At 63.6% G+C, this 23,819-nt stretch carries 20 protein-coding genes; 14 read left to right on the top strand and 6 right to left on the bottom strand.

The features are described 5' to 3' along the window. Positions 1-52: 52 nt before the first annotated feature. Positions 53-490: a thioredoxin TrxC gene (gene trxC / locus CLH61_RS16405; RefSeq protein WP_099615846.1), complete on the bottom strand. Its 438-nt coding sequence runs from the start codon at positions 488-490 to the stop codon at positions 53-55. 100 nt (positions 491-590) lie between these two features. On the opposite strand from trxC, the gene CLH61_RS16400 reads away from it, so the two are divergent. Further along, positions 591-1,373: an ATP-binding protein gene (locus tag CLH61_RS16400; protein WP_099615845.1), complete on the top strand. Its 783-nt coding sequence runs from the start codon at positions 591-593 to the stop codon at positions 1,371-1,373. A 27-nt stretch (positions 1,374-1,400) separates the two neighbouring features. On the opposite strand, the gene CLH61_RS16395 is transcribed toward CLH61_RS16400, so the two are convergent. The 3 genes from CLH61_RS16395 to pdsR form a co-directional block, all read right to left on the bottom strand. After that, a complete protein-coding gene (locus CLH61_RS16395; protein WP_099615844.1) occupies positions 1,401-2,711 on the bottom strand; it encodes a DUF3422 family protein in 1,311 nt (436 codons plus the stop codon). Positions 2,712-2,866: 155 nt separating this feature from the next. Beyond that, positions 2,867-4,882 carry an ATP-binding protein gene (locus tag CLH61_RS16390; protein WP_099615843.1) on the bottom strand — a complete coding sequence of 672 codons (2,016 nt, stop codon included), beginning with the start codon at positions 4,880-4,882 and terminating at the stop codon, positions 2,867-2,869. Between the two features lie 3 nt (positions 4,883-4,885). Continuing rightward, positions 4,886-5,587, bottom strand: coding sequence for a proteobacterial dedicated sortase system response regulator (gene pdsR / locus CLH61_RS16385; RefSeq protein WP_099615842.1), 702 nt, complete (start codon positions 5,585-5,587; stop codon positions 4,886-4,888). Positions 5,588-5,763: 176 nt separating this feature from the next. Here pdsR and CLH61_RS16380 point away from each other — a divergent pair, with 176 nt between their 5' ends. The 5 genes from CLH61_RS16380 to CLH61_RS16360 all read left to right on the top strand — a co-directional run bounded on the left by CLH61_RS16380 (position 5,764) and on the right by CLH61_RS16360 (position 9,998). Next, a complete protein-coding gene (locus CLH61_RS16380; RefSeq protein ID WP_099615841.1) occupies positions 5,764-7,893 on the top strand; it encodes a marine proteobacterial sortase target protein in 2,130 nt (709 codons plus the stop codon). Continuing rightward, positions 7,890-8,489, top strand: coding sequence for a class GN sortase (locus tag CLH61_RS16375; RefSeq protein ID WP_099615840.1), 600 nt, complete (start codon positions 7,890-7,892; stop codon positions 8,487-8,489). Before CLH61_RS16380 ends, CLH61_RS16375 begins: the two co-directional genes overlap by 4 nt. Before the next feature lie 47 nt (positions 8,490-8,536). Beyond that, positions 8,537-9,250, top strand: a complete 714-nt coding sequence (locus CLH61_RS16370) for a lysophospholipid acyltransferase family protein (RefSeq protein WP_099615839.1) — start codon at positions 8,537-8,539, stop codon at positions 9,248-9,250. A gap of 100 nt (positions 9,251-9,350) precedes the next feature. After that, complete coding sequence (locus tag CLH61_RS16365; RefSeq protein WP_099615866.1) at positions 9,351-9,593, top strand: GlsB/YeaQ/YmgE family stress response membrane protein; 243 nt, start codon at positions 9,351-9,353, stop codon at positions 9,591-9,593. 3 nt (positions 9,594-9,596) lie between these two features. Further along, positions 9,597-9,998: an MAPEG family protein gene (locus tag CLH61_RS16360; protein ID WP_099615838.1), complete on the top strand. Its 402-nt coding sequence runs from the start codon at positions 9,597-9,599 to the stop codon at positions 9,996-9,998. Positions 9,999-10,066: 68 nt separating this feature from the next. Here the strand turns inward: CLH61_RS16360 and CLH61_RS16355 are convergent, their stop codons facing one another. Continuing rightward, on the bottom strand, positions 10,067-10,513 hold the full coding sequence (locus CLH61_RS16355) for an OmpA family protein (protein WP_099615865.1): 447 nt from the start codon (positions 10,511-10,513) through the stop codon (positions 10,067-10,069). Between the two features lie 282 nt (positions 10,514-10,795). Between CLH61_RS16355 and CLH61_RS16350 the strand changes: the two genes are divergently transcribed. Next, positions 10,796-12,241: a rhomboid family intramembrane serine protease gene (locus CLH61_RS16350; protein ID WP_099615837.1), complete on the top strand. Its 1,446-nt coding sequence runs from the start codon at positions 10,796-10,798 to the stop codon at positions 12,239-12,241. 32 nt (positions 12,242-12,273) lie between these two features. Here the strand turns inward: CLH61_RS16350 and CLH61_RS16345 are convergent, their stop codons facing one another. After that, positions 12,274-13,728: a hypothetical protein gene (locus tag CLH61_RS16345; RefSeq protein WP_099615836.1), complete on the bottom strand. Its 1,455-nt coding sequence runs from the start codon at positions 13,726-13,728 to the stop codon at positions 12,274-12,276. Between the two features lie 142 nt (positions 13,729-13,870). Here CLH61_RS16345 and CLH61_RS16340 point away from each other — a divergent pair, with 142 nt between their 5' ends. The 7 genes from CLH61_RS16340 to CLH61_RS16310 all read left to right on the top strand — a co-directional run bounded on the left by CLH61_RS16340 (position 13,871) and on the right by CLH61_RS16310 (position 23,818). Beyond that, the gene (locus CLH61_RS16340) at positions 13,871-15,700 is read left to right on the top strand and encodes an ABC transporter ATP-binding protein (RefSeq protein ID WP_099615864.1); all 1,830 of its coding nucleotides are present in this window, start codon (positions 13,871-13,873) and stop codon (positions 15,698-15,700) included. A gap of 217 nt (positions 15,701-15,917) precedes the next feature. Next, positions 15,918-18,662: an aconitate hydratase AcnA gene (acnA, locus tag CLH61_RS16335; protein ID WP_099615835.1), complete on the top strand. Its 2,745-nt coding sequence runs from the start codon at positions 15,918-15,920 to the stop codon at positions 18,660-18,662. A 128-nt stretch (positions 18,663-18,790) separates the two neighbouring features. Continuing rightward, positions 18,791-19,111, top strand: coding sequence for a DUF2288 domain-containing protein (locus tag CLH61_RS16330; protein ID WP_099615834.1), 321 nt, complete (start codon positions 18,791-18,793; stop codon positions 19,109-19,111). A 27-nt stretch (positions 19,112-19,138) separates the two neighbouring features. Continuing rightward, positions 19,139-19,519, top strand: coding sequence for a PA4575 family protein (locus CLH61_RS16325; protein WP_099615833.1), 381 nt, complete (start codon positions 19,139-19,141; stop codon positions 19,517-19,519). A 60-nt stretch (positions 19,520-19,579) separates the two neighbouring features. Continuing rightward, positions 19,580-20,488, top strand: coding sequence for a LysO family transporter (locus CLH61_RS16320; RefSeq protein WP_099615832.1), 909 nt, complete (start codon positions 19,580-19,582; stop codon positions 20,486-20,488). An 85-nt stretch (positions 20,489-20,573) separates the two neighbouring features. Then, the gene (locus tag CLH61_RS16315) at positions 20,574-21,527 is read left to right on the top strand and encodes an ABC transporter substrate-binding protein (protein WP_099615831.1); all 954 of its coding nucleotides are present in this window, start codon (positions 20,574-20,576) and stop codon (positions 21,525-21,527) included. Next, positions 21,524-23,818, top strand: coding sequence for a diguanylate cyclase domain-containing protein (locus CLH61_RS16310; protein WP_099615830.1), 2,295 nt, complete (start codon positions 21,524-21,526; stop codon positions 23,816-23,818). The genes CLH61_RS16315 and CLH61_RS16310 overlap by 4 nt, the downstream gene beginning before the upstream one ends. The last annotated feature ends 1 nt before the right edge of the window (position 23,819 follow it).

The following is a 23,819-nucleotide window of genomic DNA, read 5'->3' as shown; positions in this document are numbered from 1 at the left end:
CATAACACGCACAGCCGCCTTCCAAGACGGCGAATTTACGGTCTGTGGGGCCTCAGCCGAGCTGGCCGCGGAGCCAGGCACTGAGCTGGGACGCGGACATGGCGCCGCTCTGCCGGGCTACTTCGCGACCGCCACGGAACAGGATCAGCGTCGGAATGCTGCGAATGCCATATTGTGCGGCCGCCTGCTGAGCCTGTTCGGTATTGAGCTTGGCGAAGGCCACGGTGCCGGCCCAGTCCCGGGCTGCACTCTGGAACTCCGGTGCCATGGCCTTGCAGGGGCCGCACCAGCTCGCCCAGAAGTCCACCAGTACCGGCAAGTCTGATTTGGCGAGGAAGCCCGCCATGCCGGCATCGGACAGCTCGGCAATATCGCCGCTGGCCAGTGGCTTTTTGCAGGCGCCGCAGTTGGGGCGGTCCTGAAGCCGTGAGGCCGGTACCCGGTTGGCTTTCTGGCAATGAGGGCAGACAATATGGACAAGCTCGGACATGGACGGCGCTCCGCTGAAGGTCTTTATTCCTGGGCAGGTCTTTCTTCCTGAATAGTGTCGCAATGCCGGGATATCAAGCTCGGAACACAAAAGAGGTGTTATGAATCGCAACCCGTCTATCGACTGGACCGCCACACCGGCCGCCGTCTGGCGCCGCCATCGCCAGGGCCTGCGGGCTATCCGCCGGCTCGATCCCATCGGTTGGGGCGACCTGACCGGTATCGAGCGGCAGCAGCTGGAGCTGGCCCGCAATACCGAGCGTTTCCTGGCCGGTGAACCGTCCAATAATGCTTTGCTCTGGGGTGCCCGGGGCACTGGCAAGTCTTCGCTGATCAAGGCACTGCTGAACCGCTACCGGGCCAGTGGGCTGCGGATGATCGAGGTTGACAAGGACGACCTGGTCAACCTGCCGGAAATCGTTGATGACATTGCCGAGCAACCGTTCCGTTTCGTGATCTTCTGCGACGATCTGTCCTTCGAGGTGGGTGAGTCCGGCTACAAGGCGCTGAAGAGCGTATTGGAAGGGTCCCTGGAGCTGCCGCCGGAGAACGTCCGGGTCTATGCCACCTCCAACCGCCGCCACCTGATGCCGGAGTTCATGGAAGACAACCTCAAGAACGAATTGCGTGGTGGTGAGATTCATCCGGGCGAGGCGGTGGAAGAGCAGGTGTCGCTGGCGGACCGCTTCGGTCTGCAGCTGTCGTTCTACGCCTTCCCGCAGGACGTTTACCTGCAGGCCATCGACGCGTTGTTCCCGCAGGTGGCGGACCGGGACGAGCTGCACCGGCAGGCACTGCGGTTTGCGACCAGTCGTGGGGTCCGTAACGGACGTACCGCACAACAGTTCTACCGGCAGTATGCCGGGTCGGCATTCGGCGCCTGAGCCTGAGCCGCCGGTGCTGCCGGCGTGCTACTGGTGCCTGGCCATACGGATGAAGCGGTGATGTACGGCCCGAACGCCCAGGAATACCAGCAGCAGCACCACCGGGATCGACAGTCCGGTCACCAGCGACTTGTCGAAGCTGACACCGCTGTCGTAAAGCGCATCGAGCGCCAGTTTGATCAGGCCTACCAGGTAGTAACTGATGGCCACCACCGAGAAGCCTTCCACAGTGTGTTGCATCATCAGCTGGATCTTGGAACGCCGGTCCATTGAAGTGAGCAGTTGCTGGTTCTGGCTCTGGATGGCCAGTTCTACCCGGGTCCGCATCATGTCCGAGGCCCGGTCGACGCGGCGGGACAGGTCTTCGAGCCGGTCACTGACGGATTCGCAGGTTTTCACCGCCGGCGTCAGCCGCCGGGTCATGAATTCGGTGATGGTCAGGTGGCCGGACAGTTCGTCCTCCCGTAATTCGTCCAGACGGGTCAGCACCAGCTGGTGATAGGCCCGGGTCGCGGAGAAGCGGAAGGTCGAATGGGCACGGAAGGCTTCAATGCGTGCCGCGATGTTGGTCAGCTCGGCGAGGATCTGTTGTTCGTCGATGTCGTGATTGTCCGCCAGGGTCTGGGTGATGACGGCCATCTGCTGGTCCATCTCGTTCAGCGCCGGGGTAATCTGCCGCGCCAGTGGCAGGGCCAGCAGCGACATCAGCCGGTAAGTCTCGATTTCCATCAGCCGCTGGGTCAGCCGGCCAAGCTGGCTGTCGGACAGGCTGTGGTTGAGCACCATGAAACGGCCGAACTGGTCGCTGTGCAAGCGGAAGCTGCCCCATACCCGCGCCTTGCCGTCCTGCGGGTTGCTGCCCACCAGGCGCAGGCCCTCGAAGTAGGGGCGGACCTTGGCGAGGTCCGTGGCCGGGCCGTTGGCGGTGTTTTGCAGGTCGAGGTGAAAAGCGGCAACCACCGTACCCTGCAGGCCTTCCAGCCAGCCATCCGGTAGCGGGCTGATGCCGGTTTCACGGAAGGGCTGGTGGTGGTCCGGCGCGCCCAGGTTGATGAAGGTGTAGGCGGTGAACTCCATGTGGATTTCCCGGCGAACCCGCAGGGTGCCAAAGTTATCCTCGAAGCAGCTGACTTCCTGCTCCGGTGCCGGCACCCCCAGCCGTTCGTGGAGTTCCTGCAGGTGGCGGAACTGCGCCGCCCGCTGCTCATCGGTGGTCAGCAGGGCGATATGGGTGACCTGGGCCGGGCAGGGCAGAACCTGGAATGGCCGCGAGTGCAGCTCGTTATAGAGCTGGTCCCGCAGCGGGTGGAAGGCGAGTTGCGATGATGACTGGTTCAACTGGGGTTCCTCTGTAATCCCGGCCCGGCGACACCCGGTGGTATCAATGCCACCTTAAACGGCGCGACACCTCCGCCGCCAGACGACAATCGACTTACGACCATTGCAGGAGCAGGCATTCTGAAAGATTGCCGCAGGCGCGGCAAGCGGCTGCGTCAGATTGTCCCGGGCAGGGTGACGCGGAACACCACGCCGCCGGCAACATTGCTGGCGCTGACCTGGCCGCCGTGGTGTTCGGCAATCAGCCGCACAATCAGCAGGCCCTGGCCGAGGTGGCCGTCGGCCCCGGTATCACGGATCGACACGAACGGGCTGAAGATTTCACTGGCCAGGTGCTCCGGCAGGCTGGAGCCCTCATTGAACACCGCCAGTTCCCAGGTCGGCGCGCCCCGGCCTGCGGCGGCACTCAGCCGGGTTTCGATCCGGGCGCCGGCGGGGGTGAAGTCCCGCGCGTTATCCACCAGCTTGTCCAGCAACTGGACGATCAGCTCCGGCGAGCCGTGACAGGGGCAGCCATGGTCCGGGCCCTGGTAGCGGATGCGATGGCCGGGATCCAGTTGCTGGTAGGCAGCGGTCGCCTGTGCGATCACCTCGGCCAGATCGAAGGTTTCCTTCTCGGCGTGGTCGAAGCTCTGCTCCAGCCGGGCGGCCTCGCTCATGCCCTGGAGAATCTGGCTGAGTCGGTCGGTGGCACGGCTGGCCCGGTTGATGTAGTTGTTGCGGTCGACCTCGGAGGTGGCATGCCCCAGGTTTTCCAGTGACGACCGGACCACCGCCACGGGGGTTTTCAGCTCGTGGGAGAGCCGGCGGGAGAAACTCTCCAGGTAGCGGTTATAACCCTGCACGCGATCCACCATCTGGGCGAAGTGGCGGCCCAGGTCTGCCAGCTCGTCCCGCCCGCGCACCTTCGGCATTGCGGCGATGATCCGGCCATCGTCATCGACACTGGCGTTCACCGCCCGCTGCAATCGGGTGATGCGCCAGGACAACCAGCTGGCGTAACCGAGCAGGACCAGCATCAGGCCGATGACCAGCAGCGTACTGCGGCTGATTACCCGGCCCAGGGTGTTACCGGACAGGGTCAGCAACTGGTCGAGGGATTGCTCCAGCACCAGCAGGCGGCCCTCCGCCAGAGGTTGACTGACCAGCAGGAAATCACCACCGCCGGCATGCCGGACCAAGCCTTCCCGTGGCAGGTCAGCGGCGGCCATGCGGGTGGCCCGGTCCGGCATGACCGCAGGTTCGGGCTGGTGCCAGCGCACCAGTTGCCGCAAGCCATTGAGCGCAATCTGCTCGACGATCTGCAGCGGACTGAGCAGATCAAACTCCGGAACCGGTTCCTCTGCAGCCCGAGCCGCACGGCCGCGCACCCAGCCCGATGATTCGATGACGGTGGCTTGCTGTCCCCCGGTGAGCTGGCCGGCCAGTTGGCGTTCGAGCCCGGTGATCCGCGACACCAGCAAGGGCTGGCCGGTGGGTAAAGGCTCGCTTACCTGATAGGCACCGTGCGCCGGCGGGTTTGCTGTCAGCTCCCCGGCCCGGGGTGAGAAGATCCGGAGCCCCAGTTGGCTTCCCGCTGGCGGCATGGGGAGTCGGAGTTCCACCTGGTAGCCACCGGCAACGCCCTGCCAGCCGCCGGTTACCCGGTAATCGTCGCGCCAGTCCTGCCCGGGATTGAGGCCGGTTACCGCGCCTGGACCCGAGGTACGGATTGCCCATTCCTCGAGCTGGTCATTCCGCTGCTGTTGGAGCACCAGGTGTTCGTACGGCCGTGCCGGCGCGCCGGGATCGTAGTAGCGGGGTTGTCCGTGAGGCACACGAATCAGCAGGAACAGGTGGCGACCGTCGGTCAGGGCGTGCCATTCGGCTGTGCGGCCGCTGAGTGAGGTTGATTCCTCCTCCTCGTAGCCCGGCCACTCATCGGCATAGCCATCCATCCGCATCGGGTAGGTCACCGGTTGGGCATAGAGCACCGGATGCCCGCCCGGAACCGTCGGAATGCCCGCCAGTGCCGGCCTGGCCTCCGTGGCCATTCGTGCCACCTGGTTGTTCAGCTGGTGGATGGCCTGTTCCCGCAGCGCATTGTCCAGATCGAGCACAAACTGCAGGCCCGCCCAGGGGATCAGCAGCATCAGCAGGCTGGCAATGAGCAGCTGGCGTTTCAGGGTCAAGACTCAGGCCTCACGGGCATTCCAGCGGTAACCCATGCCGTAGGCGGTCTGGATGGCGTCAAAGTTGTCATCGAGCTGCTGGAATTTGCGCCGGATCCGTTTGATATGGGAGGTGACCGTGTTGGCTTCGAGATAGGTGCGGGCGGCTTCCATCAGTTGATCACGGTTGCGCACATGGCCGGGATGCTGGATCAGCGAGTGCAGCATCCAGAATTCGGTGACCGTCAGCTCCACCGGCCGGTCGTCCCAGGCTACGGTCATCCGGTCCAGGTTCAGGGTCAGCCGGCCGCGGCGCAGGATTTCATCCGGTTGCTGCAGGGTTTCAGCCCAGGCATCGGCCCGTCGCAACAGCGCGGTAATCCGGGCCAGCAGGTGATCCAGACTCATATCCTTGGTGACATAGTCATCGGCTCCCAGCCGCAGGCCATGCACGGTGTCCACATCACTGTCCCGCGCGGTGAGGAAAATCATCGGCAGGGTTGCGGACAACTGGCGCAGATCCCGGCACAGGGTAAAACCGCCGTCCGGTTCATCGCCGAGCCCCACATCGATAATGGCAAGGTCCGGCAATCCCGTACGCAGGGCCTGGAAGGCGCTGTGACGGTCGCTGTAGGCGGATACCCGGTACCCGCGTCGTTCCAGGGCATCGCGATAGTTTTCGCGGATGGCCGGCTCGTCTTCAATGAGGGTGATGTGTCGTTTCATGGGGTCCTATTTAAGCACGCTGGCCTACCAGCACAAGTCGGGGACGGGCAATTGCCACAATTGATCATTTTGTTGTGGCCAGTTTGCCCGATTGTGCCACCGGTTGGCCGCTTGGGCAGGCTGAAATACGGCATGTGAAGGCTCACGCCCCCATCCGTCTTTCAGGGAATCCAACCATGTTGCTATCCGTCCTGCTCCCCGCTCCTGATGTTCGTCCGGCACCTGCCGCCCGTCCGTTGTCCCGCCGTCCCCGGCGCTCGTTGCGCTGGGTGGAAGGTGTCAGTGTCTGGCTGGTGATGCTGTTGCTGTTGTTCGTGCACCCGCTCTATGCGGAAGCGGCCGATGAGCCGCGCCCGGAAACCGGCGCCAGCTTTCATTTTCTCAGTGCTGACGGGCGCTGGCAGGCACCGGCCATGGTGCTGACCACGGACTACCGGGTGACAGTCACGGGCATGGTGGCGCAGACCCGCCTGCGCCAGGAGTTTGCCAATACCGGTCGGGAGTGGCGCGAAGGCGTCTTCGTCTTCCCGTTGCCGGCGGATGCCAGTGTCCATGGTCTGACCATGGTGGCCGGCGAACGGCGGATTGTTGGCGAGATCCAGCCCAGGGAAATGGCGCAACGGGCCTACGAGGCGGCGCGGGACCATGGCCAGCAGGCTGCCCGGGTCGATCAACAGCGGCCGAACCTGTTCACCACCCGGCTGGCGAACATACCGCCGGGGGAGTCGGTGACTGTGGAGTTGCAGTATCAGCAGTTGGTCCGCTACCAGTCCGGTGAGTTCGAACTCAGGCTGCCGACCACGCTCACCCCCCGCTATATGCCGGGCCGCCCGGCCAGTAATCCATCGCGCCAGTGGCAGGAGGGCTGGGCGGTTGCCACCACCGAAGTAGCGGATGCCGAGCGGATCAGCCCGTTTACCGTGGCGACCGCCGATGTCGCCGACGCCAGCCATCGTGCCCGGGTAGCGGTGACGGTCAACGCCGGCCTGCCGGTTGCCCGGGTGACCAGCCCCAGCCACGCCCTGACCACGACCTGGAACGGCTCCGCCGTTACCGTCACCCCGACCGAAGAGCTGGTCACCATGGACCGGGATTTTGTCCTCCGCTGGCAGCCGGTGCGCAGTGCGGAACCGGCTGCCGCAGTGTTCCGGGAAACCTGGCAGGGCGAGGAGTACCTGCTGGCCATGCTGGTGCCGGGGCTGGATAACGGCCAGTGGCTGGCTCGGGAGCTGGTGTTTGTGATTGATACCTCCGGCTCGATGGCCGGCGAATCGATCCGTCAGGCCCGCGCCGCGCTGCTGGAGGGGCTGGCCACCCTGACACCCGATGACCGCTTTAACGTGATCCGCTTCGACAGTGAAACCCGCTCCCTGTTCATCGACAGCGTAGCGGCCAGTGCCAACAACCTGGCCCGGGCCCGTCGCTATGTCATGGCCCTCGAGGCGGACGGTGGTACCGAGATGGCGCCGGCGCTGGATGCGGCGCTTGGCAGCGAAGGCACCCCGGGCCTGGTGCGCCAGGTGGTGTTCATCACCGATGGCGCGGTGGGTAACGAGGCAGCGCTGTTTGCCCGCATCCGCAACCAGCTGGGCAACAGTCGCCTGTTCACCGTCGGTATCGGCAGTGCCCCCAATATGCACTTCATGCGCGAGGCGGCACGTTACGGTCGCGGCACCTACACCGCGATTTCCGATCTGGCCACCCTGGCGGAGCCATTGGCCGGACTGTTCGGCAAAATGAAAGCGCCGGTGCTGACTGACCTGCAGGTTCAGTGGCCCGGCGCTGACAGCGGTGAGGCGGTCTTTCCGCGGCGCCCCGGCGACCTGTTTGCCGGCGAGCCTCTGCTCCAGCTGGCGAAGGATAAGGGCGCGAGCGGCGAGCTCATTGTCAGCGGTCGCCTGCCCGATGGCAGCCAGTGGCAGCAACCCCTTGATCTGGACCAGGCTGCGCCGGGCAGTGGCTTGCACCGGTTGTGGGCACGGCACAAGGTCGACAGCCTGCAGGACCAGAACTTCGATGGCCAGGTCAGTGACGCAGTACGGCGGGAAATCACCGGAATTGCCGTACGTCACCAGCTGATGACCCGCTATACCAGCCTGGTGGCGGTGGACAAGAGCCCGGCGCGGCCGTTGGAGGAGGATCTGGTTGCCGAGTCGGTGCCCACCCTGTTACCGGCGGGCAGCACAACCGGAATGCTTCGCTATCCGGCAACCGCGACTGCCGCACCCCTGTTGATCGGCCTGGGCCTGACCGGGCTGATGTTTGCCCTGGCCGCTACGATGTTGCGGCGGAGGGTGTTTCAATGAGCCGGTTGATCCTGTTGTTGCTGGTCGTGTCGGCCGGGGTACTCGGCGCCGGGCTCTGGATACCCTTGAAAGCGCTGGTCGCCCAGGAATTGCTGACGCTGGCCTGGGCGGAGAGTGAGGCCCGTCAGGCGCAGATCCGGCCCTGGCCGTGGGCGGATACCTGGCCGGCGGCCCGGCTGGCCCTGCCTGCCGAGGAACGGCCGATGGTTGTGTTGGCAGGCGCCCATGGCGAAAGCCTGGCATTCGGGCCGGGCCTGGTGGTGGCCGGTGAGCGTGGCCGCGGCCCGGTAGTGATTGCCGGGCACCGTGATACCCACTTCCGCGCCCTGAAAGAGCTGAGCCGGGGCGCGCAGGTAAGGCTGCAGCACCCCGGCGGCCGCTGGCAGGGATTTCAGGTGGTGGGTACGCGGGTGGTCGACAGCCGCTACGAGATGATCAGTACCGCGGACCTTGCCGAAGACGTGCTGTTGCTGGTGACCTGTTACCCGTTTGACAGTGTCGACAGCAATGGCCCCCTGCGCTATGTGGTTGAAGCACGGGAACTGCCACACATTCCGGCAGGCTCGACACCCCTGGTGACTGTTGCCGGGCAGTGATTTTGGCATACACTTGTGCGCCAAATTGATTAAGCAGGGTTGTCCCGATGGGTGTAGTAAGAGAACTTCTGGCCTGGTTGCTGGTACCGGTCATCTGCCTGGTTGCACTGTTTTTTTACCTGGTGCGGCCATTTAACCCGGATAATAACCGGATTCTGGGCTGGTACCTTGCCCGGGCCGGCCGTGGTGTCCTGGGCATGAAGCGTCCCCTGGAGGGGGCGGAAAACATGCCGCGGGACCGCCCCACCGTGGTGATCGCCAATCACCAGTACAATGATGACCTGTTCGTCCTGGGTGATCTGCTGCCGCCCCGTACCGTCACTGTGGGCAAGTCGGCACTGGCCTGGCTGCCGTTTTTCGGCCAGGTGTTCTGGCTGGGTGGCAACGTGATGATCAACCGCGCCCAGTCCCACCGGGCGATTGCAATGATGCAGGTGACCACCGAGGCGATCGCCCGCGATCACAAGAGCCTGTGGGTATTTCCCGAAGGCACCCGCAGCAAGGGACGTGGTTTGCAGAAACTCAAGAAAGGCGCGTTTCACGCCGCGGTTGCTGCCCAGGCACCAATCACCATGGTCTGTGCCGGTGTCTACGACAACCGCCGCCGCGGCTTGCTGGGCGCACGCCGGCCGGTTGCGGTCCGCATCCTGCCGCCGGTCGAAACCCGTGGCCTGACCAATGCCGATATTCCCCGACTGATGGAGCAATGTCGCCAGCAAATGGCAGAGACCATTGCCGATTTGACGGACCAGCATCGCTGACTGTCCGCCAGGTGCTTGAAGCAACTGCGGAAACAGGGCAGTCTTTGGGCGTTGCGGGATGTCCCGCCTCTAATCCGGACTGTGCAGGGAGATGCATATCATGAATCTGATTCTGTTCCTCATTATCGGTGGTGTTGCCGGCTGGCTGGCCGGTCTGATCATGAAAGGCCGCGGCTTCGGTGTGCTGGCCAATGTGGGTATCGGTATTGTCGGCTCCATCATCGGTGGTTTCCTGTTCCGTCTGCTGGGGCTGGCGTCACAGGGTGCGGTGGGTGAACTGGTCACCGCAACGGTAGGGGCCGTGGTATTACTGGCCATCGTCAGCAAGATCAAGAAGGCGTAATCAATGATTGTTCCGATGTCGGCGGTGTTTGCCAGCCTGACGGCACTGCTGTTTCTGGCATTGTCGTTTCGCGTGGTTATGTTCCGTCTCAAGTACCGCAAGGGGATGGGCATCACCGACGACCTGGATTTCCAGGCGGCGGACCGCGCCCAGGCGAACCTGGTGGAGTATGCGCCGTTTGCGCTCATTCTGCTGGCGCTGGGTGAATTGAACGGGGTTGCCAGCCAGTTGGTGTACTGGGTTGGCGTGGCGTTCATTGCCGGGCGGGTGCTGCATGCCTGGGGCATGATCAGTGGTCGTGGTGGGCCACACAAGGCCCGTATGGCAGGAATCCTGCTGACCTGGCTGACCATCCTGGTGATGATTGGCCTGGTATTGTGGAACGTGTTCCAGGTGAACGGCTGACACGTGGTTACAGAGCGGCTCCGGCCACTCTGTAACCGCATCTCCGGTCGGGGCCGGAGGGTTCTGGCTTACTGGGCCCGGGCCATCTGCCGGGCCAGGTATTCGATTTCCAGCCGGCGGTTCGCTGCATGATCTTCCGGACGTGCCAGTGGGCGGGTGCTGCCCCAGCCGGTCACCACTATCCGCGACTCCCGCACCCCTTCGGCCTGCAGCAGTCTGGCTGCGGCACTGGCCCGCAACCGCGACAGGAACGCGTTGTATTCCTCGGCGCCAAAATTGTCGGCATGGCCATGAATGTGCACCGACACATGGGGGTTGGCCCGCAGGTAAGCGGCGTGTTCCCGCAGAATGCTCTCGTCTTCCGGGTTCAACCGGTGTTTGTTGAAACCATAGTGGAATCGCTGTCGATGCGGCTTGCGGGGGGTGTTAGCGGTAACAGCAGCAATCAGCGGGGCGGTTTCCAGGGCGGCAGACTGTGCCAGTAGGTCCGGATTGTCCAGTACGAGTGTCGTCATGTCGGTTTCCTTGCTCACGTGTCCGGTTCTTGTTGTTGTCCCCTCCACTATTGGTGGTCCTCGGGACAACGACAATTGGCTAAAAGTCGATAACGGGTGGCTCCAGCCTCTCGCACAGATTGAATGTCATCTATGTGAACAGCATGTGACAAGGCGGCGCCTTCCGGTTTGCGAGTTACCTCACGTCAGTGAAGCTCAATTCCTATTTGAACGCGAAAAGCTGGCCGCGCTGTGGTAAAAAACGGAGTTTCAGGGACAGATTATGATGAATTGTGACCGCCCATGCTGATTATCCCCGCCGAGAATGCCGTTAACTGGAAGCGCCCGCCCTGGGTAACCCTCGGCTTGATCATGACCTGCCTGCTGGTTTTCCTGTTTTACCAGGGTGGTGACAGCCGGTTGCTGGACCGGGCGGTGGAGCAGTACCTCGACGACGGGCTGCTGGAGCTGGAGGCCCCGGTCTATGAAGACTACCTGAGCCGCGAAATCCGCCTGCAGGGCCGGAGCGACCGGGTTTATGACCTGCAGGCCTTCCAGCAGGCGCGGGAAGGCGGCGAGCCCTTCTGGCTGGCGGTCAGTTTGCTGTCCGACCCGGAGTTCTACCAGTACATGACCGACAACCGTGACTTGCTGCTGGCGCCGGCGCAGCGGGCAGACTGGCTGGCCCGGCGGGTGCCGATCCAGGAGGAGTTGATCGGCCGGCTCAGTGCATTCCGTTTTGGTCTGGTGCCCGCCCGGCTGGACGTGTACACCCTGGTGACCTACCAGTTCCTGCACGGTGGCTGGGGCCACATCATCGGTAACCTGCTGTTTCTCTTTTTGCTGGGATATACCGTGGAGAAGGCCCTCGGGCCAGGGCGGTTCCTGTTGGCGTACCTGGTGTGCGGGGTGCTCTCCGGCCTGGTGTATACCGGGTTTTCCCTGGGTAGCCAGGTGCCGTTGGTAGGTGCCTCCGGCTCGATTTCGGGGCTGATGGGGATGTACGTGGCCATCTACGGCCTGCGCAAGATCCGCTTCTTCTACTTTATCGGCTTCTACTTCAATTACTTCCGCGCGCCCGCGCTGGCGCTGTTGCCGGTCTGGCTGGGTAAGGAAATCTACGATTACTGGTTTGCCGGTGCCACCGGTATTGCCTACATGGCCCATGCCGGCGGGCTACTGGCCGGTGCCGGCCTGGTGTGGTTGTTGGGCAAGAGCTGGTTCCAGGTCCGCGAGTCCTTTTTCGAGCCTGACGAGAGCGCATTGGATGACCGCTTCACTACCGGCTATGCCCAGGCCATGGGCAGCTTGGAACGGATGGAGTTCGAACTGGCCCGGCACCAGTTTGAGGCCCTCAGACAGCATTACCCCGGGCGTCTCATCGTGCTTGAGCATCTCTATCAACTGGCCCGGTTGCGGCCGGACCTGCCGCGGTTCCGCGAACTGGCCCGCGAGCTGATGGCCGAGGCAGCAAATCATCACCAGCCTGAACGGATGGTAGCGGTCTGGCAGGAATATCTCGCTGAGGGGGAATCCTTTACGCCGTTGGAGGCCGAAGATCATAACCGGGTGCTGTTTGCCAGCCTCCGTCATAATGACCTCAAGGCAGCGGAGAAAGCCTTTGAGCGGCTGCGCCAGCTTGGTAACGACGTGCTGACCAGCGAAGCCTGCCGGCTGCTGGCCAGTGAGTTCGACAAGCGCCAGATGTCAGGCCGGGCCCGCTATTACCAACAGCTCATGCAGGCCTGAGCCGGTTTCCCCGGCACCTGTTTTCCCGGGATCTAGTCAACCGCGAAGGTTGCCCGCGGACCTTTCAGTGGTTCCCGGTTACCGGCCTGGGCCAGGTAACTCTCGATCTGGCTGTGCAGCGGGTGACCGGTACAGCGTTTCTGGATGAAGGTGAGGAAGGCGGTCGCTTTCTCCCACTGGCTCAGGCCATTGGCCAGGGTTTGTGCCATCAGCAGGTAGGCAGGAGCCAGCTGGTCGCTGTCCGGAAAGTGCTTGTGAAAGTCCCGCAGCAGGTTGATGACCTGCGCAAAGCGGCCGCGGTGATAGAGCACCCGGGCGCAACTCACCGCCAGGCCGGGATCGTCAAGACGAAAGCCGGTATGTTCGGCCGCGGCGGCCTGCAGCACAGTGGCAATGCCATCGGCGTCGTTACGGCTGGACAGCCAGCCCAACAGGTCCTTGTGGTAGCGGGTCAGCTCGGCGGTGTCATTGCGGGCGGCACACAGCCGGTACAGTTGTTCGAGACGCTGGCCGTTATCCGGGTCCCGGGCGAGCGCATCTTTCAGCAAGACCAGCACCCGGTGGTAGTTGCCGTCCTTGAGGTTCATGTCAATATCGGCGTCCAGACGCAGGCTGCGGTCAGGCTGGCGCTGGCTGGCCGGTCCCTGATCACCGTCCTGCAGGTCGCTGGCGAACCCCAGCTCCTCCTGATACTGGAACAGCAGGTAACCCAGCATGTGGAACAGAATCAGGGTGAAGGTACTGTTGAGAAAGCCGGCCAGCGGCTGTGCCAGCCAGGGCGAGAAATGGTTGACCGCAAATTCCTGGGCGGCACCGGAGGCCACGGTCAGCAGGATCAGGTAGCCATACAGCAGGAAGTAGGGCCAGCCGATCCGCGAGATCAGCAGGGCCAGCTGCATCGGGTTGACCGCTGCCATCACCGAGTGCTCCATGGCCAGAATCATGATGCTGGCAGGCAGTGCCAGCATCAGGAAAGCGACGGCCAGCATGGTCAGAATCGGACCGCCGATCATCGCCGCACTGAATACCAGTCCGCCCATCAGCACAAACACCAGAATCTGCAGGAACACGATTTCGAAGCCGCCCCCGCTGAAGGCGGTGGCTAGCGGGGGCGGAGTCATGTGCCCCTCGGCGGTGCGACTGATTACCGCGTAGGTGTACTTCAGCAGGGCGACCGCCAGCAACAGCGTCACCGCCAGGCCAACGAGGTCCGGCTGCAGCAGCAGCGGCACCAGGGTGCAAATGGCAATCACCGCCAGCGGATCCAGGTGGAACGGGTAGCGGAAGAAGGCGCCCAGCCGGTTCCAGAACGGCACTACGTCGGTGGCGGCACCCAGGTAGCGCATGGCCCGGTTGCAACGGGGACAGAGACCATGGCGCTTGCGGGTATCGGCATCGGGCATGCAGCGGGCACAGTAGTCGATCTGGCACTGGCTGCAATGCCAGCGGGCTGGCTCGGCGGGGTGGTAATGGCAATCGTGTTTCAAGGTTGTCGGTGTCCTGGTCCGTCAGCAGTCAGGGCACAATGATGACAGAAGTACGTGGTAATCGCAGCCGGCACGGAAAAGGGTAGACTAATCTGTGACCGGCTCCGTAATTTCCCTTCAGGTCAGCGAGTTCGGAGGATTCTTGGACCCATCTGCAGACACAGCTCCGGCCCCGGCGGAGCCAGCAAACCGCCCGCGGGAGTATCGGTGGCGGGACATTTTTGCCCTGGCGCTGAGGCACCGGCCGCGCTTGGTGCGGGCGAACCTGCTGGCCATCTGTGCCACCGTGGCCAGCGTGCCCATCCCGCTGCTGTTGCCCGTGCTGGTGGACGAAGTCCTGCTGGCGGCGCCCGGCCCCGTATTACCGGCGATGGACCGGTTGCTACCGGCCGCCTGGCAGCAGCCGGTGGTCTACATCGCGCTGATGGTGCTGGCCGCCCTGCTGCTGCGACTCCTGGCGCTGGCCTTCAACGTGTTGCAGTCGCGGGAATTTGCGAAGATCTCCAAGGACGTCATCTTCCGTATCCGCGCCCGCCTGCTGGGACGCCTGCAGCGGGTGTCCATGGTGGAGTATGAAACCCTGGGGTCCGGTGCGGTGGGCAGCCACCTGGTGACCGACATGGACACCATGGACCAGTTCCTCGGCACCACCATCAGCCGGTTCCTGGTAGCCAGCCTGACGGTGGTCGGCACCGCCGGGGTGCTGCTCTGGGTGCACTGGCAGCTGGCGCTGCTGATCCTGTTATTCAACCCCCTGGTGATCTACACCACCATGCTGATCGGCAAGCGGGTCAAGGAGCTGAAACGGCGGGAAAACAGCGCCTACGAGGTCTTCCAGGGCGCACTGACCGAAACCCTCGATGCCATTCACCAGCTGCGCGCGGCCAATCGCGAAGACCACTATCTGCGCCAGCTGATCGGACGGGCCCGCGATGTGCGGGATCACGCCATCCGCTTCCAGTGGCGCAGCGATGCCGCCACCCGTGCCAGCTTCGCGCTGTTCCAGTTCGGGGTGGATGTGTTCCGTGCCGCCGCGATGATGACGGTTCTGCTGAGTGATCTCAGTATCGGCATGATGTTCGCGATCTTCGGCTACCTGTGGTTCATGCTGACGCCGGTGCAGGAGATGCTCAACATGCAGTACGCCTTCTATGCCGCCAATGCCGCGCTGGGACGGATCAACCGCCTGTTGTCGCTGCGCGAGGAACCACGCTACCCGGCACTGGAGAATCCCTTCCGTGGCCGCCATACGGTGCGCCTGACCCTGCGGGATATCCACTTCTGCTATGACCGCGACGAACCGGTGCTGCAGGGTATCAACCTCGACGTCCGGCCCGGGGAAAAGGTCGCTGTGGTAGGGGCCAGTGGCGGCGGCAAGTCCACCCTGGTGCAGGTGATCCTGGGCATGTACACCCCGCAGCGGGGCGAGGTGCTGATTGACGGGGTGCCGTTGCAGCGCATCGGGCTGCCCTGCCTGCGGGAGCACGTCGCCACGGTGCTGCAGCATCCGGCGCTGTTCAATGACACCATCCGGCAGAACCTCACCCTGGGGCGGGACAAGCCGGACACCGCGCTGTGGGAGGCGCTACGGATTGCCCAGCTTGACCGCACGGTGGCGGAGCTGCCCCGGCAACTGGATACCCTGATCGGCCGGCAGGGAGTGCGGCTGTCCGGAGGTCAGCGCCAGCGCCTGGCGATTGCCCGGATGATCCTGGCGGAGCCGTCGGTGGTGATTCTCGATGAGGCCACCTCGGCACTGGATGCGGAAACCGAGTACCAGCTGCACCGGGCACTGGAAGCCTTTCTCAAGCAGCGCACCACCCTGATCATTGCGCACCGGTTGAGCGCGGTTAAGCAGGCAGACCGTGCCGTGGTGTTCGAAGACGGGCGGATTATCGAAGAGGGCGCCCATGACGAGCTCATTGCCCGCGACGGCCTGTATGCCCAGCTGTATGGCGAGCGCCAGAGCTGATCATTCAGCGGCTGAATAACGAATATAGCCGCGCCCGCGGTTGAACTCCGGCCAAACAGTGCAATAGTTAATACTGGTTTCAGCTCAGTTTGCCTTTGCATCCGTCTGTTGTCCGTCGGTCGCCTGCCTGCAGTCCGGCAGCGGGCGCGGACTGATCCAAAGGCTGCACTACCCGGCCTGACCTTTCGACGGACCATCCAGATGAAGGAGGCACTCCATGTCGCACGACAGTTTGACTACGCTTTCCAGCCTGCAAGCCGGTGGCAGCACCTACCACTACTACAGTCTGCCGCAGGCCGCCGATACCCTTGGCGATATCAGCCGCATGCCGTTTTCCCTCAAGGTATTGCTGGAAAACCTGCTGCGCAACGAAGATGGCATCACCGTTGATCGCAGCCACATCGATGCCATGGCGCAGTGGCTGGACAAGCGCTGTTCCGACACCGAGATCCAGTTTCGGCCGGCGCGGGTGCTGATGCAGGATTTTACCGGGGTGCCCGGCGTGGTGGACCTGGCGGCCATGCGCGAAGCGGTGCAAAAGGCGGGCAAGGATCCCGCGTTGATCAATCCGCTGTCGCCGGTGGACCTGGTGATCGACCATTCGGTGATGGTGGACAAGTACGGCAATCCGGCCGCATTCCGGGACAACGTGGCCATCGAGATGGAGCGTAACCGGGAACGCTACGAATTCCTGCGCTGGGGCCAGCAGGCCTTTGACAACTTCCGCGTGGTGCCGCCGGGTACCGGCATTTGCCACCAGGTCAACCTGGAGTACCTGGGCAAGACCGTCTGGCAGAAGGAGGTGGACGGCAACACCATCGCCTATCCGGACACTCTGGTGGGCACGGATTCCCACACCACCATGATCAATGGTCTGGGCATTCTGGGCTGGGGCGTCGGCGGTATCGAGGCGGAGGCCGCCATGCTGGGGCAGCCAGTGTCGATGCTGATTCCGGAGGTGGTCGGCTTCAAAATGACCGGCAAGCTGCGGGAAGGCATCACCGCCACCGATCTGGTACTGACCGTGGTGGAAATGCTGCGCAAGAAAGGCGTGGTGGGCAAGTTCGTGGAGTTCTACGGCGATGGCCTGCAAGAGATGCCGGTGGCGGACCGCGCCACCATTGCCAATATGGCGCCGGAGTATGGCGCTACCTGTGGCTTCTTCCCGGTGGACGAGCAGACCATTAATTACCTGCGACTGACCGGCCGTGACGAGGCCCAGCTTGAGCTGGTGGAAGCCTACGCCAGGGCCCAGGGCCTGTGGCGTGAGCCGGGCCATGAGCCGGTCTACACCGCCACCCTGGAGCTGGATCTGGGTGAGGTGGAAGCCAGCCTGGCCGGCCCGAAACGGCCCCAGGACCGGGTCGCCTTGAAGAACATGAAGGCCGCCTTCGAGCTGCTGATGGAAACTGCCGAAGGTCCGGCGCAAAGCCAGGAAAGCAAGCTGGAATCCGAAGGCGGCCAGACCGCCGTAGGTGTTGATAACAGCTACCAGCACGCAGCCAGCCAGCCCCTGGAAATGAACGGCGAGAAAACCCGCCTGGACCCCGGTGCGGTAGTGATTGCGGCGATTACATCCTGTACCAATACCTCCAATCCCAGCGTGATGATGGCCGCCGGGTTGATCGCCCGCAAAGCCGTTGAAAAGGGCCTGGCCACCAAACCCTGGGTGAAAACCTCGTTGGCGCCGGGCTCCAAGGTGGTGACCGACTACCTGAAAGTGGCCGGCCTGCAGGATGACCTGGACAAGCTGGGTTTCAACCTGGTGGGTTACGGCTGTACTACCTGTATCGGCAACTCCGGCCCGCTGCCGGATGCAGTGGAAAAAGCCATTACCGACGGCGACCTCACCGTGGCGTCGGTGCTCTCCGGAAACCGCAACTTTGAAGGCCGGGTACACCCGCTGGTTAAAACCAACTGGCTGGCCTCACCACCGTTGGTGGTGGCTTATGCCCTGGCCGGCAACGTGCGGCTGGATCTGACCAAAGACCCGTTGGGGACCGCCAAAGACGGCAAACCGGTGTACCTGAACGACCTCTGGCCCAGCCAGGCGGAGATTGCCGAAGCGGTCGAAAAGGTGAAAACCGACATGTTCCGCAAGGAATACGGCGAGGTGTTCGACGGCGACGACATCTGGAAGTCCATCAAGGTGCCGGAAAGCAAGGTGTACGAGTGGAGCGAGCAATCCACCTACATCCAGCACCCACCGTTCTTCGAGGGCATGGGCGAGCACCCTGAGCCCATCGACGATATCAAGGATGCCAACATCCTGGCCCTGCTGGGCGACTCGGTGACCACCGACCACATCTCCCCGGCCGGCTCGTTCCGGGCCGACACCCCTGCCGGCAAGTACCTGCAGGAACACGGGGTGGCGCCGCAAGACTTCAACTCCTACGGCTCCCGCCGGGGCAATCACGAAGTGATGATGCGGGGCACCTTTGCCAATGTCCGTATCCGAAACGAGATGCTTGACGGCGTGGAAGGCGGTTTCACCCGATTCGTCCCCACCGGTAAGCAGATGACCATCTACGATGCCGCCATGGAGTATCAGGCGCAGGGCATACCGCTGGTGGTGATTGCCGGCAAGGAGTATGGCACTGGCTCCAGCCGGGACTGGGCCGCCAAGGGTACCCGGCTGTTGGGGGTGAAAGCCGTGGTGGCGGAATCCTACGAACGGATCCACCGTTCCAACCTGATCGGTATGGGGGTGATGCCGCTGCAGTTTGCGGCAGGCACGGACCGCCACAGCCTGCGCCTGACCGGAGCGGAAACCATCTCCATCAGCGGGTTGTCCGGTGATATCAGGCCGGGGCAGACGCTGGAAATGACCGTGACCTATGCCGACGGCACGACCACCCGTTGCGAGTTGCTTTCCCGCATCGACACGGCCAATGAGGCCACCTACTTCCGTCATGGTGGCATCCTGCACTACGTTATCCGCGAGATGATCGGGGCTGCCTGAGGCCAGCCCGCGGCGAGCGAAGGGCGCGGCGTGGGGGTCGCGCCCGATACGCGCCCCGGCTTCTATCGCAGACCGCCTTTCAGGTAAGCTTGTGGACACGTCGAGCTTTTTTTGGAGGTCTACACGCCATGACATCCCCGCTGTCCCGGGACGAACTGAAAACCAGGCTGAACCTGGAAACCTCACAGATCTGCTGGCGTGACCTGCAGACCTACTATGCCCGCGGCCATGTGGTGCGGGTGGCTCCCGGCCTGGACCTGCTGGATGTGGGTGCCGAACTGGCGGCGGACAACAAGTCGCAGTTCGAGGCATGGATGGCGGCCGACCAGGTCGGTGAGGTGGCGCCGGAACTGGCGCAGGCCTGGTACGATCGCAACGCCGAGTTGTGGGCGGTCGTGATTGCACCCTGGGTTCTGGTCCAGGACCGGGATGCCCGTGGCCTGCACTGAGCCGGCTGGTCGCGGCCGGGGCCCGCGATGAAGCTGCACTATTTCCATGGCCGCAGCCCGCTTCGTGCCCTGGTGATGATCCGCCAGCAACGGCGGGTCGAGCTGCATATCAAGGCAGTGGGCGATGAAGCCTGGATGGTGGTTGCGCTTAGTGGCATCCATGGCAGCACTGTCGGTCAGCCGGAAAAACACCGCTGCCAGGGACCTTATGGCTCGGTTGCCGGCGCTGAATCCGCCATGCGCCGGCTGGCCGGGTCCCTGATGGGCGAAGGTTTTGAACCCTGCCCCGGGGAACATGTAGTATGGCCGGTTATTGCCCAGCGCCTCGCCCGCATGGTCCGTACAGATGGGGCCATGAGCCGCGGCGACGGACATTTTGATCCCGACCGGTACGAGCCCATCGGCTGACATACCTCGCCTTTTCCCCTGACCGCTAACCCCTGACCCATATTGCTGACTGAGGACTCCATGCTGGCCGGCGCATTGCTGATTCTGGTTCCCCTGTTCCTGGGCTTCGCCCTCGCCCTGGACAACCGCCGGCTGATGTCGGTGATCCATCACAGTGTCGAGGGCCTGGTCTATTTCATCCTGGCGCTGCTGGGCCTCGGCCTGGGCCAGATGGAGCGGTTGTGGGAGCAACTCGGGGCCATGGCCGGGCAGGTCGCCATCCTGGTGTCCACGCTGTTGGTCGCCAACATGGCAGGATTGTGGCTTTGGCATCGCTGGCAACCGATGGTGGTCACCAGGGAGGCCGCCACTGCGCCGGCCAGTTACCAGCGGCTGTTCCTGGCTGCAATCAAACCGTTGTTGGCGGTGGTGGCCGGGGTGCTGGCGGGCTATTTCCTGTTGCCCGCCATTGCCCTGGTGGATCAGCTCGCCACCGGGGCGCTGATGCTGTTGTTGTTCCTCATTGGCCTGCAGTTGCGCAACGCCGGTCTGTCACTGCGCCGGTTGTTGATGAACCGGCAGGGGGTCGGGGTGGCGGCTGCCCTGGTTGGCAGTTCATTGGTCGCCGGCCTGGTGGTGGCGCCTCTGCTGGGGCTGCCCTGGCACGACAGCCTGGCGCTGGCGTCAGGCTTTGGCTGGTACTCGCTGTCCGGTATTGTGATTGGCGATGCCCTTGGCCCGGCCTGGGGTGGGGTAGCTTTTCTCAATGACGTGCTGCGCGAGATCATCGCCCTTGCCATCATCCCGCTCATCATTGGCCGAAGCCCGGCCATGGCGATCGGCTATGGCGGTGCTACTGCCATGGATTTCACCCTGCCGGTCATCCGCAGCAGTGGGGGACTAAGCTGTGTGCCGGTCGCCATCGCCTCGGGCTTCCTGCTGTCGTTTATCTCGCCGGTGCTGATGGGAATGTTCCTGGCCGCCGGTTAGGACTGCAGAAGCCGGACAGATGTGGTAAAAAATGCCGTAATTATGTACGCATTCGGGCAGTGCAGGCAGACAAGAGCGTTACTTGATGGATCGGCGCAGTTTTCTGGAAATCATGATAGCGACAGGCCTGCTCGGCGCCGGGCTTCCCGGCTGTTCTTCGTCACAGCCCCTGCGAATGGGGCTGCATCCCTGGATCGGCTACGAATCCCTCTACCTGGCTGAGGAATTTGGCTGGCTTCCGCAGCGGGTTCGCCTGCTGCATGGTGCCTCGGCCACCGACTCCCTGCAGGGACTGGCGGACGGCCAGTTGGATGCAGCGGCGCTGACCCTGGATGAAATGCTTCGAGCCCGCAACGGGGGCCTTCCGCTGGTGGCCGCGCTGATCATGGATGTGTCTGCCGGCGCCGATGTGCTGATGGTGCATCCGGCTATCAGCCGCTTGCCTGAACTGGCCGGCAAGCGGATCGCAGTCGAACCGTCTGCCCTCGGGGAACTGATGCTGCAGCGTGCGCTGGAGCGGGCAGGCCTGGCGGCCTCTGATATCCAGCGGGTCGACCTGCCGGTCAACCGGCATCTTGAGGCCTGGCAGCAAGGTGCTATCGATGCATCGGTCTGTTACGAGCCGGTGGCGTCGTTGCTGGCGGCAGCCGGCGGTGAGCGGTTGTTTGACAGCCGGCAATTGCCCGACACCATTTTCGATGTGCTGGCGGTCAATGCCGAGCGGGGGGCCAACCGCTCGCAGGACGTCACCGAGCTGATCTTGGCGCACTTTCGCGGCCTGGATCATCTGGTGCGTAATCCTCACGATGCGCTGTATCGGGTGGCGAGCCGTCAACAGGTCAGTGTGGCGGTGGTCCGCCGGTCGCTGGCGGGCATCATGCTGCCGGACCTCGCTGCGAACCACCGCTACCTTGCCGGCGATTCCCGGATCGAACGGGCGGCCAGCCAGATGATCGGGTTGGCGAGTGATTCTGACACTTCGGACGCGAAGGTCGGTGAATTCTATTCGGCCCGCTGGCTGCCGCGGAGGTTGCCATGACCCCGAGGACCGCCCGGTTCCGTTGCCTGGCCCTGGCATTGCTGTTCGGATTGCTGGCGACGGAAGCGTTGGCTGCCCAGGCCCTGAACCTGGGTATCTTCGCCTATCGCCCAACCCAGGTACTTGAAAGCCGGTTCCAGCCGCTGGCGGATTATCTGGGGGCCCAGCTGGGGGTGGAAGTGCGCCTCCACATCCTGACCCAGGAGCAGATGAACGAGGCGCTGGCCCGCAATCAGCTGGACCTGTTTTTTACCAATCCCAGTCATTTCCTGATGATCCGCAGTGAACGCAGCCTGGGCGGTGCCATTGCGACGCTCATCCGGCGGGGGCCGACGGCAAACACCTCCAGTCTTGGCGGGGTTATTCTGGTGCGTGGTGGTGACAGTCGCTATGACTCGCTCAGTGACCTCCGCAATGCCACGATCGCGGTACCGGGGCCGTATTTTCTCGGCGGCTTCCAGACCCAGCTGTTTGAATTCCGGGAGATTGGTATCGACCTGCAGCGCACCGCGCGGCTGCGGGTGCTGGGCAGTCACGACCGGGTGGTGCGGGCGGTGCTTGAGGGGGACGTCAACGCGGGCTTTGTCCGCACCGGCATCATCGAGCAACTGGTGGAGGAGGGGCGCTTGCAGCGGGATGATGTCCGCGTTCTGCACCCCCAGGAACTGGGCGAGTTTCCCTTTGTTGTCTCCACCCGGCTCTACCCGGAATGGCCGTTTGTCGCCTTGCCTCACGTCGACCAGAAACTGGTGCGCCGGCTTGCATCCTCGCTGTTCGCGCTGGCCGAGGATCATCCCGCTGCCCGGGCCGGTGACATTGCGGGCTTCGCACCGCCCGCCGATTACCAGTCGGTGGAGTTGCTGGCCCGCTCCTTGCGGGTGCCGCCCTATGACCGGGTGCCCGCTGTCACCTGGCTGGATGTCCTGCAGCAGTACCGCTACTGGATCTTCGCTGTGGTACTTCTGATCAGTTTACTGGCCCTGACGGCAATCTGGCTCTGGCGCCAGCGCAAGCGCCTGGTGCGGGAACAGCGCAGGCTGTCGGCGATGGTCGAAACCTGGCCCGAGCCCATGCTGATCATTCGCCGCGGGCTGTTTGTCGAGGCCAATTCCGCTGCCTTGCAGCTGCTGGGTTACCACCGTCGGGAGTCGCTGGCCGTGCAGGGCCTCGCGGGCGTATCGCCACCGTTCCAGCCGGATGGCGAGCCCTCGCTGGAGAAAAGCCGGGCCCTGCTGCAGGCAGTGATGGACCAGGGGGTACAGGCCTGTGAGTGGCGCTGCCTGCGCAACGACGCCAGCGAGCTATATGTTGACCTGACGCTGGCGCGGATCGGCCAGCATGACGATGGTGAACCGGCCATCCTCTGCGCTCTCCACGACATCACCCGGCGTAAACGTGCGGAGGCCCAGCAACGGCTGGCCGCAAGTGTGTTTTCCCATGCCCGGGAAGGGATTTTCATCACCGATGTCGAGGGTCGGGTGATCGACATCAACGATGCCTACCAGGTCATCACCGGCTACAACCGTAACCAGTCCATCGGCTCGCTGGTTGAACTGCCCGACGAGGGCGTCAGCGTGTTGATGTATGCCCGTACCCATGGCCGCTGGGTCGGCGAATTCCGCAGCCGGCGGCAGGATGGCGAAGCCTATATCAAGGCGCTGACCATCACCGCGGTGCGGGACGACCGGCAGCGCTTGACCCACTTCGTGGGTATCTTCAGCGACATTACCCGGCTGCGGGAACAGGAAAACCGCCTGACCCGCATGGCCCATTACGATGCGCTGACCGGCCTGCCTAACCGGGTATTGCTGGCCGACCGGATGCAACAGGCCATGGCCCAGGCCCGGCGCCAGGGTTACCGGCTGGCGGTGGCTTACATCGACCTGGACAAGTTCAAACCGGTTAACGACGCCTTTGGCCATGAGGCGGGCGACGAGTTGCTGGTGACCCTGGCCGGGCGGATGCGCACGGCATTGCGGGAACAGGACACCGTGGCGCGCCTGGGCGGGGACGAATTCGTCGCGCTGCTTGTGGACATTCCGGACCGGGCGCTGGGCGAAACGCTGTTGCAGCGTTTGCTGACGGTGATTGGCGAGCCGGTGTGGGTGGCGGGTCACAGTGTACAAGTGTCGGCCAGTATCGGCGTGGCGCTGTATCCGGGCCGGCAGGAGCTGGACGGTGACCAGCTCCTGCGGGAGGCTGACCAGGCCATGTACCACGCCAAACAGCTGGGTCGGAACCGCTACTGGATCACGGCGTCGGACCAGGGCGGTGACGCCTGGTCCCCCTGAG

This window comes from Marinobacter profundi, assembly GCF_002744715.1.
GTDB lineage: Bacteria > Pseudomonadota > Gammaproteobacteria > Pseudomonadales > Oleiphilaceae > Marinobacter > Marinobacter profundi.
This window is presented reverse-complemented; position numbering and strand designations above follow the sequence as displayed.

What these genes read in the sequence shown, in the direction of transcription:
- CLH61_RS16325 (WP_099615833.1), top strand. Translation starts at nt 19,139, where the DNA reads ATGAAGCTGCACTATTTCCATGGCCGCAGCCCGCTTCGTGCCCTGGTG.
- trxC (WP_099615846.1), bottom strand. Translation starts at nt 490, where the DNA reads ATGTCCGAGCTTGTCCATATTGTCTGCCCTCATTGCCAGAAAGCCAAC.
- CLH61_RS16370 (WP_099615839.1), top strand. Translation starts at nt 8,537, where the DNA reads ATGGGTGTAGTAAGAGAACTTCTGGCCTGGTTGCTGGTACCGGTCATC.
- CLH61_RS16315 (WP_099615831.1), top strand. Translation starts at nt 20,574, where the DNA reads ATGGATCGGCGCAGTTTTCTGGAAATCATGATAGCGACAGGCCTGCTC.
- pdsR (WP_099615842.1), bottom strand. Translation starts at nt 5,587, where the DNA reads ATGAAACGACACATCACCCTCATTGAAGACGAGCCGGCCATCCGCGAA.
- CLH61_RS16350 (WP_099615837.1), top strand. Translation starts at nt 10,796, where the DNA reads ATGCTGATTATCCCCGCCGAGAATGCCGTTAACTGGAAGCGCCCGCCC.
- CLH61_RS16380 (WP_099615841.1), top strand. Translation starts at nt 5,764, where the DNA reads ATGTTGCTATCCGTCCTGCTCCCCGCTCCTGATGTTCGTCCGGCACCT.
- CLH61_RS16310 (WP_099615830.1), top strand. Translation starts at nt 21,524, where the DNA reads ATGACCCCGAGGACCGCCCGGTTCCGTTGCCTGGCCCTGGCATTGCTG.
- CLH61_RS16375 (WP_099615840.1), top strand. Translation starts at nt 7,890, where the DNA reads ATGAGCCGGTTGATCCTGTTGTTGCTGGTCGTGTCGGCCGGGGTACTC.
- CLH61_RS16360 (WP_099615838.1), top strand. Translation starts at nt 9,597, where the DNA reads ATGATTGTTCCGATGTCGGCGGTGTTTGCCAGCCTGACGGCACTGCTG.
- CLH61_RS16320 (WP_099615832.1), top strand. Translation starts at nt 19,580, where the DNA reads ATGCTGGCCGGCGCATTGCTGATTCTGGTTCCCCTGTTCCTGGGCTTC.
- acnA (WP_099615835.1), top strand. Translation starts at nt 15,918, where the DNA reads ATGTCGCACGACAGTTTGACTACGCTTTCCAGCCTGCAAGCCGGTGGC.
- CLH61_RS16355 (WP_099615865.1), bottom strand. Translation starts at nt 10,513, where the DNA reads ATGACGACACTCGTACTGGACAATCCGGACCTACTGGCACAGTCTGCC.
- CLH61_RS16330 (WP_099615834.1), top strand. Translation starts at nt 18,791, where the DNA reads ATGACATCCCCGCTGTCCCGGGACGAACTGAAAACCAGGCTGAACCTG.
- CLH61_RS16400 (WP_099615845.1), top strand. Translation starts at nt 591, where the DNA reads ATGAATCGCAACCCGTCTATCGACTGGACCGCCACACCGGCCGCCGTC.
- CLH61_RS16365 (WP_099615866.1), top strand. Translation starts at nt 9,351, where the DNA reads ATGAATCTGATTCTGTTCCTCATTATCGGTGGTGTTGCCGGCTGGCTG.